This is a genomic window from Diaminobutyricimonas sp. LJ205, assembly GCF_009755725.1.
GTDB lineage: Bacteria > Actinomycetota > Actinomycetes > Actinomycetales > Microbacteriaceae > Ruicaihuangia.
Map to the genome: position 1 here is coordinate 628,047 of NZ_CP046619.1, position 13,858 is coordinate 641,904.

Genomic DNA, 13,858 nt, shown 5'->3' on the forward strand with positions numbered 1-13,858 from the left:
TGGCTTCACCCTACCGGCTGTGGATAACTTCGGCAGGGGCATCCGTCGCCCGTCCATGATGTGCCGGTGAGCAGTGCCGTTGCGATCATCGCCGATGAGGTGCGCGCCCGCGTGCGCCGCGACGGCGTCGACCTGGGCCGAGACCGCCATCTGGCCGACCGCTACGTCACCGACGAGGTGCGCCGCTACAGCGAACGGGCGCTGGGCGGTTCGCTGCCACTGATCGCCGACGAGCACGAGACCACCCGCCAGATTCTGGCAACGCTCACCGGCTACGGTCCGCTGCAGCCCTACTTCGACGACGCCGAGGTCGAGGAGATCTGGATCAACGGCCCGAGCGCGGTGTTCATTGCGCGCAACGGCGTCTCCGAGCTGACCGGGCTAACCTTCACCGACCAGGAGGTGCGCGACCTGGTCGAGCGGATGCTGCACAGCACCGGCCGTCGGGTCGATGTTTCGTCGCCCTTCGTGGATGCCTCATTACCGGACGGGTCCCGGCTGCACGTCGCCATCCCCGACGTGACTCGGGCGCACTGGGCCGTCAACGTGCGCAAGTTCAGCCAGCGCATCCGCGACCTGCACCGTCTGGTCGAACTCGGTTCGCTCACCCGGCAGGCCGCCGAATTCCTGCGCATGTGCGTGCTCAGCGGACAGAACATCCTCGTCTCCGGCGCGACGCAGAGCGGCAAGACGACGCTGCTCGGCGCGCTGCTGTCGGCGGCCCGGCCGAGCGAACGGCTGGTCACGGTCGAGGAGACCTTCGAACTCGACCCGGCGACCCGGGACGTGGTCGCCCTGCAGTGCCGGGCGCCAAGCCTCGAGGGAACTGGCGAGATCAGCCTGCGCCGACTGATCAAGGAATCGCTCCGGATGCGCCCGGACCGGCTCGTAGTGGGCGAGGTACGCGAGGCTGAGTCCCTCGACCTGCTGATCGCGTTGAACAGCGGCCTTCCCGGCATGTGTTCGATCCACGCCAACAGCGCCCGCGATGCGCTCGCCAAGCTGTGCACCCTGCCGCTGCTCGCCGGCCGGAACATCGACGGCGGCTTCGTCATTCCGACCGTCGCCGGCTGCATCGACATCGTGGTGCACTGCGAACTGGTGCGCGACGGGCGTCGCCGGGTCACCGAGATCCTTGCGCCGAGCGGACAGGTCACCGGCTCGGTCATCGAAGCGGGAACCATCTTCGCCCTCGACCGTGGCGTGCTCACCGCCACCGGCTCGTACCCGATGAAGCGGCAGCGGTTCGAGGCCGCCGGGTATGACCTCACCGCCGTGCTCGGTGAGGCGCTGTGACGGCCGCGGCGCTCGGTGTGCTCGCCGGCGTCGGACTGCTGCTGGTGGCATCCCCGTTCCTCTGGCCGAACCGCGCCGGGAACCGGATGCCCCGCCCTGCGGTTCGCGCGTTCCGCGCTCGGCTGGCACTCGCCGGCCTGCCGCAGGTCGGTGTGCCCGTGTTCCTCGTGGTCTCCGCGATCGTCGGCCTCGCCGTCGCTGCGGGCGTTTTCGCCGTCGTGCCGGTACTGGTGCTGGCAGTCGCGGCCGGATTGGTCGGATGCTGCGTGCCTGCGCTGGTCGTGAACTGGCGAGCCCGCGCCGCTCGCCGCGCCACCCGAGTGGTGTGGCCGGATGTGGTGGACCAACTCGTCTCCGCGGTGCGATCCGGGATGCCACTGCCGGAAGCGCTCGCCACGCTGGCGACCGCGGGGCCGACGCTCACCCGCCCCGCGTTCGCCGCGTTCGAAGCGGATCATCGCGCCACCGGCGACTACGCCGGCTGCATCAATCGGCTCAAGGATCGCCTCGCCGACCCGATCGCCGACCGCATCCTTGAAACCCTGCGGATGTCGCGCGAGGTCGGCGGCACCGAACTGGTGTCGGTGCTGCGCGGCCTGTCCGGCTACCTGCGCGAGGAGACGGCCATTCGCGCCGAGGTGGAGGCTCGGCAGTCCTGGATCCGGAATGCTGCCCGGCTCGGAGTCGCCGCGCCGTGGGTCGTGCTCGTATTGTTGTCCACCCGGCCGGAGGCGGCGGCCGCGTACAACAGCACCGCGGGGGTGCTCCTCGTGATCGGCGGTCTGGGCCTGACGGTCGTCGCGTACCGGATCATGCTCGGGCTCGGCCAACTTCCCGAGGAGCGCCGCTGGTTCGGCTGAGCGGTCGCTCTAGCTTTGAGGGTCGTAACCGAACTCGCGGAGTTCCTGCGAGCAACGGCAGGCGACCGCGATCTTCCTTGCCCACTCGATCGCGTCCTCGCGCGTCGGAAGCTCCAGCACAGTGAACCCGCCCTTGATCTCCACACCGGGGTAGGTCTCGGTGGTCACCGACCCGTCGGCGGACACGAGCACGGGATCGACTCGCTCCTCGATTCCGCCCCCGAACACGTACACGCCAGCGGCCTTCGTCTCCTCGATCACGGCGTGGGATTCGGCGACGACGATCGGGAATTCCTCGTCAGTGAGCACCATGGCTTCGCTCGGGAAAGAGATCAGGTACTTGGTCATTTCTCGATGCTGCCGCGCTCGCATGGCGGTTGGCAACGAATTCTTCGCAAAACCACTGCTGGTTCGCGAGCATGTGGATAACTTTCACGGTCAGTCGCCGTTCTCGTTCATGATGTGCGCGTGAGTGCGGCGCCCGAGGTACCCGGCAGGTTCCGATGAGGGCTGCCTGGTGAGGGGCGCGCAATGAGCGGCATGTACGGCTGGGCGCTGCTCTGCGGACTCGGCTTGGGCCTTGGCCTCTGGTTGGTGGTGTCGGTGATGCCGCGGATCGGCCGGCCGCGGCTGATCGACCGTGTCGCGCCATACCTCGTCGACGTCTCCGAGGGAGCGCGGCAGCGAGTGATCCGCCGCACCGCAGACCCGTTGCCCGTGTTCGGGATGCTGCTCGCCCCGGTCGCCAGCGCGGGACGCCGTCTGCTGTCCTCGGTCCTCGGCGGAACCGAACTGATCGAGACGCGGCTGCGGCAATCCGCCTCGCCACTCAGCGTCGAGGGATACCGCTCGCGGCAACTGGCCTGGTTGGTCGGCGGTGCCGGAAGTGGCATCGCGCTCGCCGCCCTGGCCGCCCAGACGCATGTCGCGCCGCCAGTCTCGGCGGCGATCATCGCTCTGGCCGCCGCTAGCGGGGTGCTCACCCGCGACCAGCTGCTGCGCCGAGCAGCGGACCGGCGGCTCGCGAGGCTCCGCAGTGAATTGCCGACAACCCTCGAGTTCCTGACCCTGAGCCTGTCGGCGGGGGAGGGCGTGCTCGATGCCCTGCACAGGGTCGCCCGGGTGAGTCGCGGCGAACTGGCCGCCGAGTTCGGTCGGGTGCTCGCGGAGGTGAACACCGGTGTGCCGATAGCCGAAGCGCTGCGCACCATGGGCGACCAGTTGCGCTTCCCGCCGCTGATCCGGGTCGTCGAACAGATGACCGGGGCGCTCGACCGGGGCACTCCGCTGGCCGAAGTGCTCCGCGCGCAAGCCCGCGACGCCCGGGACGAATCGAAGCGCGAGCTGCTGGAAACCGCGGGCAAGAAGGAGGTGGCGATGCTCGTCCCGGTCGTGTTCCTCATCCTGCCGGTCACCGTGGCGTTTGCCATTTATCCGGGAATCGCCGTGCTGCAACTGGGATTCTGACCGATTGGAGACATCCATGATCCGCCCCCTGAGCGACGAACGCGGTGATGTGCCCGGCTGGGTGCTGATCACCTTGATGACTGCCGGGCTCGTGATCGTGATCTGGGCGCTCGCCGGCCCGGCGCTTGCCAGCGTGTTCGAGCAGGCGATCGAACGCGTCACCGGATTCTGAGCGAATGTCTCGGCCCGACCGGCGGGTTGAGCCCGACTGGCGCGACGCCCGCGGGTCGACGCCCGCAGAGTTCGCCATGGTGGCCGCGCTGCTCACCGTGCTGACGCTCTCGGTCATCCAGCTCGGCCTCGCATTGCACGTGCGGAACACGGTGCTCGACGCCGCCGCCGAGGGGGCGCGGTATGCGGCGCTCGCCGACACCGCATTGGGAGACGGCGCCGACCGCACCCGGGACCTGATCGATACGGCGCTCGGGGCCGGCTACGCGGTCGACATCAGTGCCAGCGAGGGTCGCTACCTCGGTCATCCGGCCGCGATTGTCACCGTGCGCGCACCGTTGCCGCTCATCGGCCTGGTCGGCATCGACGGCGCCCTGGAGGTGACCGGGCATGCGGCGATTGAAGCCGTGGACTGACGAGCGCGGGTCCGCCTCGCTCGAGTTCATCACCGTGGGCGTGCTGCTGCTGGTGCCGCTCGTCTATCTCGTGATCACCCTCGCCGCGCTGCAGGCCGGGGCGCTCGCCGCCGAGGGCGCTGCCCGGCACGCCGCGCGGGTGTACGTGCAATCGACAACGCCGGCGGATGCCGAGGCCGCAGCCGAACGGGCGGTGCTGTTCGCGCTGGCCGACCACGGCATTGAACGCGAACAGGCGAGCGTGCAGATCGGCTGTTCGCCGAAGCCCGCCGAATGCCTGACCCGGCGGGGAAGCGTCACTGTGTCGGTCTCGGTGTCCGTACCGCTCCCGCTGGTGCCTGCCGCGATCGATGCCCATGTGCCGCTGCGGGTGCCGGTGGACGCGGCCGCCACCCAGCAGGTGTCCCGATTCTGGAGTGGGCGATGATCCGCGACGAGCGAGGCTCCACCCTGCCGCTGATCATCTTCTACGCGGTGCTCGCGCTGATCCTGGTGCTGCTGGTGACCGCAGCGACCGCCCTGTACCTGGAACGCAAACGCCTGTTCACCCTGGCCGACGGCGCGGCGCTGGCCGGTGCCGAGGCGTTCCCGCTCACCGACCTGGCCGAGGGCCGACCGCAGCTGCAAGGTCCGGATGTCGCGGCGGCAGTCTCGGGGTTCCTCGCGTCCGCGCCATCCGATCTCACCGGCTTGGCGGTCGAGAATGCGGACAGTCCGGATGGAGTGAGCGCGCGGGTGACGCTGTCGTCCTACTGGCGGCCGCCGGTGCTGACCGTGTTCGTCCCAGACGGCCTGCGCATCGAGGTGACCGCGACCGCCCGTTCGGTGTTCGGGTAACCGGGTAGGGATGCCGCCTGATAATTGTGATTGCACGTCCGACGAGGAGGACAGATGGGCAAGGTCGCCTGGGGATTCACATGCTCGATCGACGGTTTCATCGCCGGGCCGGGTCACGACATGAGCTGGATGTCCGCCGCGGAACCGCTGGCCGCGGGCACCGTGGAACGAATGGCTGGAGATGTCGCGGTGATCATCTCCGGGCGGGCCGGTTACGACGCCGCAAAGGCGCAGCAGGGGCAGCGTGACGAGACGACCGCCGAGGCATACGGCGGCGCCTGGTCCGGGGTCGAATTCATCCTGACTCACCGACCGGAAGAGATTGCTGACGACCCGACCATCGTCGCGCTGAACTGCGACATCGTGGAGGCAATCCGTCGCGCTCAGGATCTTGCTGGGGACAGGGACGTGCAGATCATCAGCGCTGACATCGCCCGACAGGCGCTCGAACATGACCTGATCGACGAACTGCAGGTCTTCGTCGCCCCGGTGTTCCTCGGCGACGGGATCCGCATCTTCGATGTCCCCGGCGGGCGACGGGTCGACTGGGAGTTGGTTGAGATCTACGAGGACAGTCCACGTAGCTTCGGGCGGACCTACCGCCCGAAACGATGAATGTCGTACCTCCTGATTAACGTGACCGGATGGGCATAACGCAGTACTACGTGGCGTCCTCGATCGATGGCTTCATCGCCGATGAAGCTGACCGGCTCGACTGGCTGCTGCAGTTCGGCTTCGACCTGTACCAGGCACGCTACGACGAGTTCTACGCCGAAGTCGGCGCGATCGTCATGGGTTCCTCCACTTACGAGTACCTCCTGCGCGAGGGGGAGTGGGGCTACAGCCTGCCGGTCTGGGTGCTGACGAGTCGGGAGCTGCCCGTGGCGCCCGGCGCGGACATCCGATTCCACTCCGGTGACGTTGGAGAGGTAGCCGCTGAGGCTGCGGCCGGCGACAGGAACGTCTGGCTGATGGGTGGCGGCAAGGTCGCCGCGCAGTTTGCCGAGCGTGGCCTTCTCGACGAGCTGCTGCTGACGGTGGTTCCGGTGCTGATCGGATCCGGGAAGAGCCTCTTGCCGCTGACCCGACCGACCGCACCCGTCACGCTGACCGGCACGACGACGTTCGAGAACGGGTCAATCGAGCTGCGGTATCAGTTGGCTCCGGTCGTCTGACCGCCGGTCATGCCGACACCAGGTTGTTCTCGTAGGCGAAGACGACCACCTGCACTCGGCTGCGCAGATCGAGCTTGTGCAGGATCGCCCTCACGTGGGTCTTCACGGTCGCCTCGCTCAAGTACGTGGCATCCGCGATCTCCGCGTTGCTCAGCCCGCTGGCGATGAGTAAGCAGACCTCGCGCTCACGCGGAGTGAGCCGGCGGAGGAGCTCCTCCGGATCCTCACCCGTGCTGCCGGTGAAATCGTGGATGAGGCCCAGAGTGGCCGAAGCGTCCGGCACCAGTTGCCCGGCGTGGGCCTCGCGGATCGTGGTGAGCACCCTGTTCGGCGTCGCGTCTTTGGTCAGGAAGGCGCTGGCCCCCGCCTGCAGCGCCCGGTAGACCACCTCGTCGCGGCTGATGGTGGTCAGCACGATCACGCGCGGCGCTGACTCCACGTCGGCATCCTGGTCGGACGCATCCCGAAGTAGTGCGCGGGTGGCATCCAGCCCGTTCATCACCGGCATCCGCAGATCCATCAGCACAATGTCGGGCTTGACGCGTCTGCTGAGCGCGATGGCCTGGTTCCCGTCGGTCGCCGTACCGACGCAGACCATGTCAGCCTGCGCTTCGATCAGCATTTCGAGGCCCGCCGAGAACAGCGGCTGGTCGTCGACGATCGCGACGCGGATCATCGGCTCAGACATTGGCGAGCTCCTCTGTTTCGTCGGTCGCACGGGTCGCGGTGGTCGCGCCGGGCGCTGCGGGCGCTGTCGGTGCTTCGGATGCGGGCGCGGTGGCGTCGCGCGTGGGGATGAAGGCGCTGACGATGAACGCGCCATCGTCGGATGCCTCGGCAGTCAGCCAGCCGCCGGCGAGCCGGGCGCGCTCTTTCATGCCGTCTACACCCACGCCGCGCACGTCGCCCTGCTCGACCAACGGCTCCTCACCGCGGGAGGTCACCAGGATGGCGAGTCCGGGTCCGCGCCAATCCAGCACGGTGGTCGCCTCGCTGGTCGGTCCCGCATGCTTGAGCGCGTTGGTCAGGCTCTCTTGCACCAGGCGGTAGACGGTCAGCTCCTGGGACGGGTCGATCGGGCGCGGTTCACCAAGCGTGCGGAGTGTCACGTCCATGCCGGTGTCGCGGAGTTCGGCCACGATCGCATCGAGTTCGGCGATGGTCGCGGTCGGTTCGGTGACATCCGAATCATCCTGAATCCGCTCGACCAGGCGCCTGACATCGATCAGCGCCGACCGGCCGACCGAGGCGATGTTCTCCAGCGCTCTGCCGGCCACTTCCGGGCGGGCGTCCTGCAGGGCGACCGCGCCCTGCGCCTGGGAGACGATGACCGCGAGCGAATGTGCCAGCGCGTCGTGGACATCCCGGGAGATCCGGGCTCGATCCTGGGCCAGGCGCAGCTCGAAGTCGGTTTCGTCGAAGCGCTGGGTCGTCGAGGCCAGCGCCTGACCGAGCTGGGACCGTCGCCAGACCTCGGCGCAGGCCACTCCGATCGCCCAGGCCGCGACGTACAGGCCGAACGCGGCGATGCCGAGCGTCATCACGTCGCGCAAACGAATATCCGGGGCACCTGGTTGGTTCGTCCACGAAGACCAGCTACTCGCGGACCACGGGGTGGGAACGGTCATGCAGAGTGCGATGAGCAAGGAGGCAATGGCGCCAAGGGGCAACGCGAGGTAGCGGACAACACCCCGACACTTGAGACCGACGCCGAGGGCGACGAATCCGGCAGCAAAATAGGTTGGCCACGTGGTCGAGTAGGGCGGCTCAAGTACGTCGATCAACTGCAGCGCGGGGATTGCCACGACCAGCGCAAGCGACAGCAGTGGCAGGCGGAAGACGAGTGCAAGGGCAATGGCAAAGCCGGCGAAGACCACAGAGTGGGCAACCAAATCGTTCAGCTGCCATCTGCCGTGCTCGGCATTGATCCACAGCATTAGATACAGCCCCGCACCGATGGGGGCGATCCACGGCTCCACCTGCTTCAGCGTGATCTGCATGCGGCCACCCTAGGTGGCGGGCTGGTCGATCAGGCGGCGTGTTCGGCCGATTTCATTCAAAGGGATGAGAGCCGCTCACCGCTTTCGGGGCACGTACCTCGGGATGTAGCGACCCAGGATTCCTGCGCCGACCAGGCCGAGCACGCCCATCACGGCAGCGGCGACCGGCAGCGAGATCAGGGCGGTGATGCCGGCAATGAGCAGGGGAGCGGCGGCGCCACCGGTCTCGGTGGTTAACCGCCAGGCGCCGAGGAACGGGGCGGGGAATTCCGGCGGAGCCAGGTCGGCGCCGAGGGTCATGACGATGCCGCTGCCGATTCCGTTGGCCAGCGCCAGCACGATCGCCACGACCACGAACCAGATGCTGTTCGCCGACAGGTCGTGGGTGAAGGCGAGCACCAGGTGGCCGACGCCGAGGCCGATCATCGACGGCACCGCCGTCCAGGTGCGGCCAAAACGGTCCATGATCTGCCCGCCGGAATAGAACAGCGCGAAGTCCACCGCTCCCGCTATGCCGATGATGACCGCGGTGGTCGCCGGTTCGAGGCCGATGCTCACCGCCCACAGCGGCAGAATCACCTGCCGGCTCGCCCGCAGTCCTGCGATCAGTGCCGAACCGGAGCCGAGCTTGAACAGCACGCCGCGTCGCTGCCATATCGTGCGGAACACCCCATGACTCTCGGCGATCGCCTCTTCGGTGCCGCGGTGAACGATGGCGCTGCCAAAGGTCGACTCCGGGTCTGGCAGAAAGACCAGCATGAGTGCCGCCGCAACGCTCGCGATCAGGTGCAGCCAGAACGCCGATTGGCTGTCACCGGTGAGCAGAATGAGGCCGGCGCTGAGGAACGGGCCGATGAAGAACCCGAGCCGGAAGGTTCCGCCCAGCGTCGACAACGCGCGCGCCCGGAAGTGCATGGGCACGTAGCTCGTCATGAACGCGTGCCGGGCCAGTCCGAACACCGCGGCGGAGACGCCGACCAGGGCGACGCCGAGTCCGAGCACCACGGGGTTGGGTGCAAGTGCCGCAAGAACGGCACCGACCGCGGAGAGCAACGCGGCGCCGATCATCGACGCCCGCTCACCGATCCGGCCGACCACCCAACCGCCCGGAATGGTGCCTGTGAGTGCCCCGACCGTGATGAGTGAGGCCACCAGACCGGCACCAGCCAGGCCGGCGCCAAGCGACTCGGCCACGATCGGGATCAGCGGCAGGATCGCACCCTCGCCAATCGAGAAGACGAGTGTCGGCAGAAGGGCAGACAGCAGCACACCGCGCCAGCGGAAGGATGAGGCGTCAGCGGTCATAGCGAATCGAGCCTAGTCAGCGGGAAGGTCTCGATCGGGAGTTGGCCGCACGAGTAGGCTTAGCCGGTCATGATTGACCTTGATATCTCCGACCAGATCGCCCAGTTGCGTTCCACCTTCACCGACATCCGTGCGGTGATCGATGTGCCGCGTCTCGAGGCAGAGATCGCCGACCTCAGTGAGAAGGCCGGCGCCCCCGACCTGTGGGACGACCCCGAGGCGGCGCAGAAGGTCACCAGTGCCCTGAGCCACCGCCAGTCCGACCTCGCCCGGATTATCGGCATCGAGCGCCGACTCGATGACCTCGAGGTGCTCGTCGAGATGGCCAACGAAGCCGGCGACGAGGACTCCGCGAAGGAGGCGCAGGACGAACTGACTGCCCTGCAGAAGACCCTCGGCGACCTCGAAGTGCAGACCCTGCTCGACGGCGAGTACGACGCCCGGCCCGCCGTGGTCACCATCCGCGCCGGCGCCGGTGGGGTGGATGCCGCAGACTTCGCCGAAATGCTGCTGCGGATGTACCTGCGCTGGGCCGAACAGCACAATTACCCGGCGACGGTGATGGACACCAGCTACGCCGAAGAAGCCGGCATCAAGAGCGCCACCTTCGAGGTGGATGCCCCATACGCGTTCGGCACCCTCAGCGTCGAAGCCGGCACCCACCGCCTGGTGCGGATGTCACCGTTCGGCGCCGCCGGCAAGCGGCAGACCAGCTTCGCCGCGGTCGAGGTCATTCCGCTCATGGAGGAGGCCGAGCAGACCGACATTCCCGACTCCGACATCCGGGTCGACGTGTTCCGGTCATCCGGCCCCGGCGGCCAGTCGGTGAACACCACCGACTCCGCGGTGCGCCTCACCCACCTGCCGACCGGCATTGTCGTGTCGATGCAGAACGAGAAGAGCCAGATCCAGAACCGCGCCGCCGCGATGCGGGTGCTGCAGTCCCGCCTGCTGCTGTTGCAGAAAGAGCAGGAGGCGGCGACCAAGAAGGAACTCGCCGGCACCATCACCGCCAGCTGGGGCGACCAGATGCGCAGCTACGTGCTCGCGCCGTACCAGATGGTCAAGGACCTGCGCACGAACCACGAGGTCGGCAACCCCAGCCACGTCTTCGATGGTGACATCGATGGGTTCATCGCCGCGGGCATCCGCTGGCGCAAGCAGGACAAGGACTAACGCGAGTCGCTAGCGCTGATTCGCGGATGCCTCTTTAGGCTCGATACGTCATGATTCGGTTTGATCAGGTAACCAAGCTCTATAAGGGCAACCCTCGGCCGGCGTTGAACGACGTGAGCCTTGAGATCCTCAAGGGCGAGTTCGTCTTCCTCGTCGGAGCATCCGGATCTGGCAAGTCCAGCTTCCTGCGCCTCGTGCTCAAGGAGGAGAAACCCACCAAGGGGCAGATCCATGTGCTCGGGCAGCGGCTGAACACCATCGCCAACCGCAAGGTGCCCTACTTCCGCCGCAGTCTCGGCGTGGTGTTCCAGGACTTCCGGCTGCTGCCGAACAAGACCGTCTTCGACAACGTGGCCTTCAGCCTGCAGGTGATCGGCAAGAGCAAGGGCTTCATCCAGGAAGCCGTCCCCGACGTGCTCAAGATGGTGGGCCTGGCCGGCAAGGCCAGCCGCCTGCCGCACGAACTCTCCGGCGGTGAGCAGCAGCGCGTCGCGATCGCCCGGGCGATCGTCAACAGGCCGGCGATCCTGCTTGCGGATGAGCCGACGGGAAACCTTGACCCGTCGACATCCGCCGGCATCATGACCCTGCTCGACCGCATCAACCAGAACGGCACCACCATCATCATGGCCACCCACGACGCCGGCATTGTCGACCAGATGCAGCGCCGCGTCATCGAACTGGTCGGTGGTCAGGTCGTGCGCGACGAGCGTCGCGGCGGCTACCAGACGCAAGCGGTGCCGGTGCAGAGCTTCGGGATGGATGCCGCGGGCAGCGACATCCGTTCCCCGTACCCGCCCACCGGGTACCCGCCGAACGGGTACGCACCCAACGGGTACACGCCGAACGGGGATGCGACCCGATGAGGCTCGGACTCGTTCTCGGCGAGGTCGGCCAGGGCCTGCGCCGCAACATCTCCATGGTGATCTCGATCGTGCTGGTCACCTTCATCTCACTCACCTTCGTCGGTGCGGCGATCCTGCTGCAGGTGCAGATCAACGAGATGAAGGGCTACTGGTACGACCGCGCCGAGGTGGCGGTCTACCTCTGCACCGAAGTGTCGAATGCCGGCAGCTGTACGCTCACCGAGGCGACGCCCGAGCAGGTCGCGGCGGTCGAGGCCGCGCTCGAATCCGACACCCTCGCGCCCTACATCGAACGCTTCGAGTTCGAGAACCGCGACCAGGCGTTCGCGAACTTCCAGGACCAGTTCGCCGGCAGCCCGGTGGTCGACCTCGTCGAGCCCGCATTCTTCAACGAGACGTTCTGGGTGAACCTGATCGACCCGACGCAATCCGACATTCTCGTCGAGAGCCTCTCCAGCATGCCCGGCGTCGAAAGCGTCGAGGACCAGCGCTCCTACCTCGACGGCATCTTCGCGATCCTGAACGCGGCGTCGATCACCGCGGTCGGAATCGCCGCGCTGATGCTGGTCGCAGCCGTGCTGCTGATCGCCACCACCATCCGCTTGAGCGCCTTCTCCCGTCGCCGTGAGCTCGGCATCATGCGCCTGGTCGGTGCCTCGAACGGCTTCATCCAGACCCCGTTCGTGCTCGAGGGAGTGTTCGCCGCGCTGGTCGGCTCGATCCTCGCCAGTGGGGCGATCGTCGTGATCGTGCAGGTGTTCGTGCAGGGCTACCTCGGAGGCTCGCTGTCGACGACGACCTCGTTCGTCGGACTCAGCGATGCGCTGCTCGTGGTTCCGGTGCTGCTCGGCCTCGGCATCCTGCTGGCCGCGCTGTCGTCGAGCTTTGCCATCCGGCGCTACCTCAAGGTCTAGGCCAGTCCGCCGGGCCGTGAGACCCGGCCGGGTACGTCTCGAGCGGCACCTGGTTCTGCCGCCAGGCGTCAAGAACCGGTTCGACTATTCGCCAGCACTGCTCGGCGGTGTCGCCGCGCACCGACAGTGACGCGTCCGAGTCGAGGATGCCGGCGAGCACTTCGCCGTAGGCGGGCAGTCGTCCCGCCCCGAACTTGGCGGTCAGCGGCACGCGGTCCAGCACGGTCGGGTCGCCCGGCCCGTTCATGGTCAGTTCCAGCGACAACTCGTCCGGCGCGAGGAAGATCCGCAGCACCGTCGGCTTCGGGTCTCCGCGCAGCCCCGCGGGCACTCTCGCCGCCGGTTTGAAGGTCACCACGATCTCCCGTCGCCGGGCCGCGAGGGCCTTGCCCGATCGCAGCGTGAACGGCACGCCCGCCCAGCGCCAGGTGTCCACCTGCACGGTCAGCGCGGCGAGGGTCTCGGTGTCGTTCTCCGGGTTCACGCCGTGCTCGTCGACGTAGTTCGGGATGTCGCGGTCGGCGATGCTGCCCGCGGTGTAGCGCGCGCGGCGGCTGGCGTTGCCGGGATCGTCGTCCCAGACGCGGGTCGCTCGCAGCACCAGGCCTTTCGCGTCGCGCAGGTCTGCGGCATCCGTAGTCGACGGCGGTTCCATCGCGAACAGGGCGAGCACCTGCAACAGGTGACTCTGGATCATGTCGACCAGTGCTCCGGCGCGGTCGTAGTAGCTGGCGCGACCCTCGAGGCTGAGCTGTTCGTCGTAGACCAGATCGACTCGTTCGATGTGCTCCGCGTTCCAGACCGGCTCGAGGATCCGGTTCGCGAAGCGCAGCCCGAGCAGGTTCTGCACCGTCGACCGGCCGAGGAAGTGATCGATTCGGTGCACCTGGTCTTCGGGCACGAGTCGTAGGGCAAGGGCGTTCAGCCGTCTCGCGCCGCGTGCATCCACTCCGAAGGGCTTCTCCAGGGCGAGCACCGTGCCTTCGGGCAGGGTCACGCCGTGGAGGGCTTCCACCGCCTTCTCGGTCACGGCGGGTGGCACCGCGAAATAGATCGCGGGCGTTCCATCGCAGGCGTCGAGTGCGGCCTGCAAACCCTCGGCGGTCGTCGCGTCGGCGGCAACCCAGCTGGTGCTCTCGAGTAGTTCGTGCACGGCCGGGCCCGAGGCATCCACACTCTGGAATGCCTGCCGGACGGCACCCTGCCACTCCTCATCCGACCGATCATCGGTGCCCGCGCCGACCAGCCGCACGCGGCGCTGGTCTTCGATGGTGAGCAGCTCGCCCAAGGCGGGCAGCAGCAGGCGGGACGTGAGGTCGCCGCTCGCTCCAAGAATCAGAATCGTCGACACGTCGGCCATGTTGCCCACCGTACG

The 13,858-nt window shown here is 67.6% G+C and carries 17 protein-coding genes; 12 read left to right on the forward strand and 5 right to left on the reverse strand.

What is annotated here, in order from left to right; genetic code table 11:
• The first annotated feature begins 60 nt into the window (after window positions 1-60).
• Together GO591_RS03030 and GO591_RS03035 are read left to right on the forward strand one after the other, a co-directional pair.
• Window positions 61-1,296, forward strand: a complete 1,236-nt coding sequence (locus tag GO591_RS03030) for a TadA family conjugal transfer-associated ATPase (RefSeq protein WP_157155457.1) — start codon at window positions 61-63, stop codon at window positions 1,294-1,296.
• Window positions 1,293-2,156 (forward strand): type II secretion system F family protein, encoded by an 864-nt coding sequence (locus tag GO591_RS03035; protein WP_232466255.1) that lies wholly within the window; start codon window positions 1,293-1,295, stop codon window positions 2,154-2,156. The genes GO591_RS03030 and GO591_RS03035 overlap by 4 nt, the downstream gene beginning before the upstream one ends.
• Before the next feature lie 9 nt (window positions 2,157-2,165).
• Here GO591_RS03035 and GO591_RS03040 read toward each other — a convergent pair whose 3' ends face one another.
• Window positions 2,166-2,504: a YciI family protein gene (locus GO591_RS03040; protein ID WP_157155458.1), complete on the reverse strand. Its 339-nt coding sequence runs from the start codon at window positions 2,502-2,504 to the stop codon at window positions 2,166-2,168.
• A 183-nt stretch (window positions 2,505-2,687) separates the two neighbouring features.
• Here GO591_RS03040 and GO591_RS03045 point away from each other — a divergent pair, with 183 nt between their 5' ends.
• From GO591_RS03045 to GO591_RS03070, 7 genes are read left to right on the forward strand one after another with little or no spacing between them, the layout of a single operon-like run.
• Window positions 2,688-3,623 (forward strand): type II secretion system F family protein, encoded by a 936-nt coding sequence (locus GO591_RS03045; protein ID WP_157155459.1) that lies wholly within the window; start codon window positions 2,688-2,690, stop codon window positions 3,621-3,623.
• Between the two features lie 16 nt (window positions 3,624-3,639).
• The gene (locus GO591_RS15745; protein WP_167140229.1) at window positions 3,640-3,795 is read left to right on the forward strand and encodes a hypothetical protein; all 156 of its coding nucleotides are present in this window, start codon (window positions 3,640-3,642) and stop codon (window positions 3,793-3,795) included.
• A gap of 4 nt (window positions 3,796-3,799) precedes the next feature.
• Window positions 3,800-4,210: a TadE family protein gene (locus tag GO591_RS03050; protein ID WP_157155460.1), complete on the forward strand. Its 411-nt coding sequence runs from the start codon at window positions 3,800-3,802 to the stop codon at window positions 4,208-4,210.
• Complete coding sequence (locus tag GO591_RS03055; RefSeq protein ID WP_157155461.1) at window positions 4,185-4,637, forward strand: hypothetical protein; 453 nt, start codon at window positions 4,185-4,187, stop codon at window positions 4,635-4,637. The genes GO591_RS03050 and GO591_RS03055 overlap by 26 nt, the downstream gene beginning before the upstream one ends.
• Window positions 4,634-5,047, forward strand: coding sequence for a pilus assembly protein TadG-related protein (locus tag GO591_RS03060; protein WP_157155462.1), 414 nt, complete (start codon window positions 4,634-4,636; stop codon window positions 5,045-5,047). Before GO591_RS03055 ends, GO591_RS03060 begins: the two co-directional genes overlap by 4 nt.
• Window positions 5,048-5,101: 54 nt before the next feature.
• Window positions 5,102-5,662, forward strand: a complete 561-nt coding sequence (locus tag GO591_RS03065) for a dihydrofolate reductase family protein (protein WP_157155463.1) — start codon at window positions 5,102-5,104, stop codon at window positions 5,660-5,662.
• A 29-nt stretch (window positions 5,663-5,691) separates the two neighbouring features.
• Window positions 5,692-6,222: a dihydrofolate reductase family protein gene (locus GO591_RS03070; protein WP_157155464.1), complete on the forward strand. Its 531-nt coding sequence runs from the start codon at window positions 5,692-5,694 to the stop codon at window positions 6,220-6,222.
• 7 nt (window positions 6,223-6,229) lie between these two features.
• On the opposite strand, the gene GO591_RS03075 is transcribed toward GO591_RS03070, so the two are convergent.
• From GO591_RS03075 to GO591_RS03085, 3 genes are all read right to left on the reverse strand, one after another.
• Window positions 6,230-6,910, reverse strand: a complete 681-nt coding sequence (locus tag GO591_RS03075; RefSeq protein WP_198295535.1) for a response regulator — start codon at window positions 6,908-6,910, stop codon at window positions 6,230-6,232.
• Entirely contained in the window at window positions 6,903-8,222 is a 1,320-nt protein-coding gene (locus GO591_RS03080; protein ID WP_157155465.1) for a sensor histidine kinase, read from the reverse strand. The genes GO591_RS03075 and GO591_RS03080 overlap by 8 nt, the downstream gene beginning before the upstream one ends.
• Window positions 8,223-8,297: 75 nt before the next feature.
• Window positions 8,298-9,527, reverse strand: coding sequence for an MFS transporter (locus GO591_RS03085; RefSeq protein ID WP_157155466.1), 1,230 nt, complete (start codon window positions 9,525-9,527; stop codon window positions 8,298-8,300).
• A 69-nt stretch (window positions 9,528-9,596) separates the two neighbouring features.
• On the opposite strand from GO591_RS03085, the gene prfB reads away from it, so the two are divergent.
• From prfB to ftsX, 3 genes are read left to right on the forward strand one after another with little or no spacing between them, the layout of a single operon-like run.
• Window positions 9,597-10,703 (forward strand): peptide chain release factor 2, encoded by a 1,107-nt coding sequence (gene prfB / locus GO591_RS03090; protein ID WP_157155467.1) that lies wholly within the window; start codon window positions 9,597-9,599, stop codon window positions 10,701-10,703.
• A gap of 50 nt (window positions 10,704-10,753) precedes the next feature.
• The gene (gene ftsE / locus GO591_RS03095) at window positions 10,754-11,569 is read left to right on the forward strand and encodes a cell division ATP-binding protein FtsE (RefSeq protein WP_157155468.1); all 816 of its coding nucleotides are present in this window, start codon (window positions 10,754-10,756) and stop codon (window positions 11,567-11,569) included.
• The gene (gene ftsX / locus GO591_RS03100; RefSeq protein ID WP_157155469.1) at window positions 11,566-12,483 is read left to right on the forward strand and encodes a permease-like cell division protein FtsX; all 918 of its coding nucleotides are present in this window, start codon (window positions 11,566-11,568) and stop codon (window positions 12,481-12,483) included. Before ftsE ends, ftsX begins: the two co-directional genes overlap by 4 nt.
• Here the strand turns inward: ftsX and GO591_RS03105 are convergent.
• Window positions 12,473-13,843: a glucose-6-phosphate dehydrogenase gene (locus GO591_RS03105; RefSeq protein ID WP_157155470.1), complete on the reverse strand. Its 1,371-nt coding sequence runs from the start codon at window positions 13,841-13,843 to the stop codon at window positions 12,473-12,475. The two genes, ftsX and GO591_RS03105, sit on opposite strands and share 11 nt — an antisense overlap.
• Between the last annotated feature and the right edge of the window lie 15 nt (window positions 13,844-13,858).

Bases quoted from the DNA above. Each gene is read 5' to 3' on its own strand.
- prfB (WP_157155467.1), top strand. From the start codon at position 9,597: ATGATTGACCTTGATATCTCCGACCAGATCGCCCAGTTGCGTTCCACC.
- GO591_RS03075 (WP_198295535.1), bottom strand. From the start codon at position 6,910: ATGTCTGAGCCGATGATCCGCGTCGCGATCGTCGACGACCAGCCGCTG.
- GO591_RS03060 (WP_157155462.1), top strand. From the start codon at position 4,634: ATGATCCGCGACGAGCGAGGCTCCACCCTGCCGCTGATCATCTTCTAC.
- GO591_RS03055 (WP_157155461.1), top strand. From the start codon at position 4,185: ATGCGGCGATTGAAGCCGTGGACTGACGAGCGCGGGTCCGCCTCGCTC.
- GO591_RS15745 (WP_167140229.1), top strand. From the start codon at position 3,640: ATGATCCGCCCCCTGAGCGACGAACGCGGTGATGTGCCCGGCTGGGTG.
- GO591_RS03040 (WP_157155458.1), bottom strand. From the start codon at position 2,504: ATGACCAAGTACCTGATCTCTTTCCCGAGCGAAGCCATGGTGCTCACT.
- GO591_RS03105 (WP_157155470.1), bottom strand. From the start codon at position 13,843: ATGGCCGACGTGTCGACGATTCTGATTCTTGGAGCGAGCGGCGACCTC.
- ftsX (WP_157155469.1), top strand. From the start codon at position 11,566: ATGAGGCTCGGACTCGTTCTCGGCGAGGTCGGCCAGGGCCTGCGCCGC.
- GO591_RS03045 (WP_157155459.1), top strand. From the start codon at position 2,688: ATGAGCGGCATGTACGGCTGGGCGCTGCTCTGCGGACTCGGCTTGGGC.
- GO591_RS03080 (WP_157155465.1), bottom strand. From the start codon at position 8,222: ATGCAGATCACGCTGAAGCAGGTGGAGCCGTGGATCGCCCCCATCGGT.
- GO591_RS03085 (WP_157155466.1), bottom strand. From the start codon at position 9,527: ATGACCGCTGACGCCTCATCCTTCCGCTGGCGCGGTGTGCTGCTGTCT.
- GO591_RS03050 (WP_157155460.1), top strand. From the start codon at position 3,800: ATGTCTCGGCCCGACCGGCGGGTTGAGCCCGACTGGCGCGACGCCCGC.
- GO591_RS03065 (WP_157155463.1), top strand. From the start codon at position 5,102: ATGGGCAAGGTCGCCTGGGGATTCACATGCTCGATCGACGGTTTCATC.
- GO591_RS03070 (WP_157155464.1), top strand. From the start codon at position 5,692: ATGGGCATAACGCAGTACTACGTGGCGTCCTCGATCGATGGCTTCATC.
- ftsE (WP_157155468.1), top strand. From the start codon at position 10,754: ATGATTCGGTTTGATCAGGTAACCAAGCTCTATAAGGGCAACCCTCGG.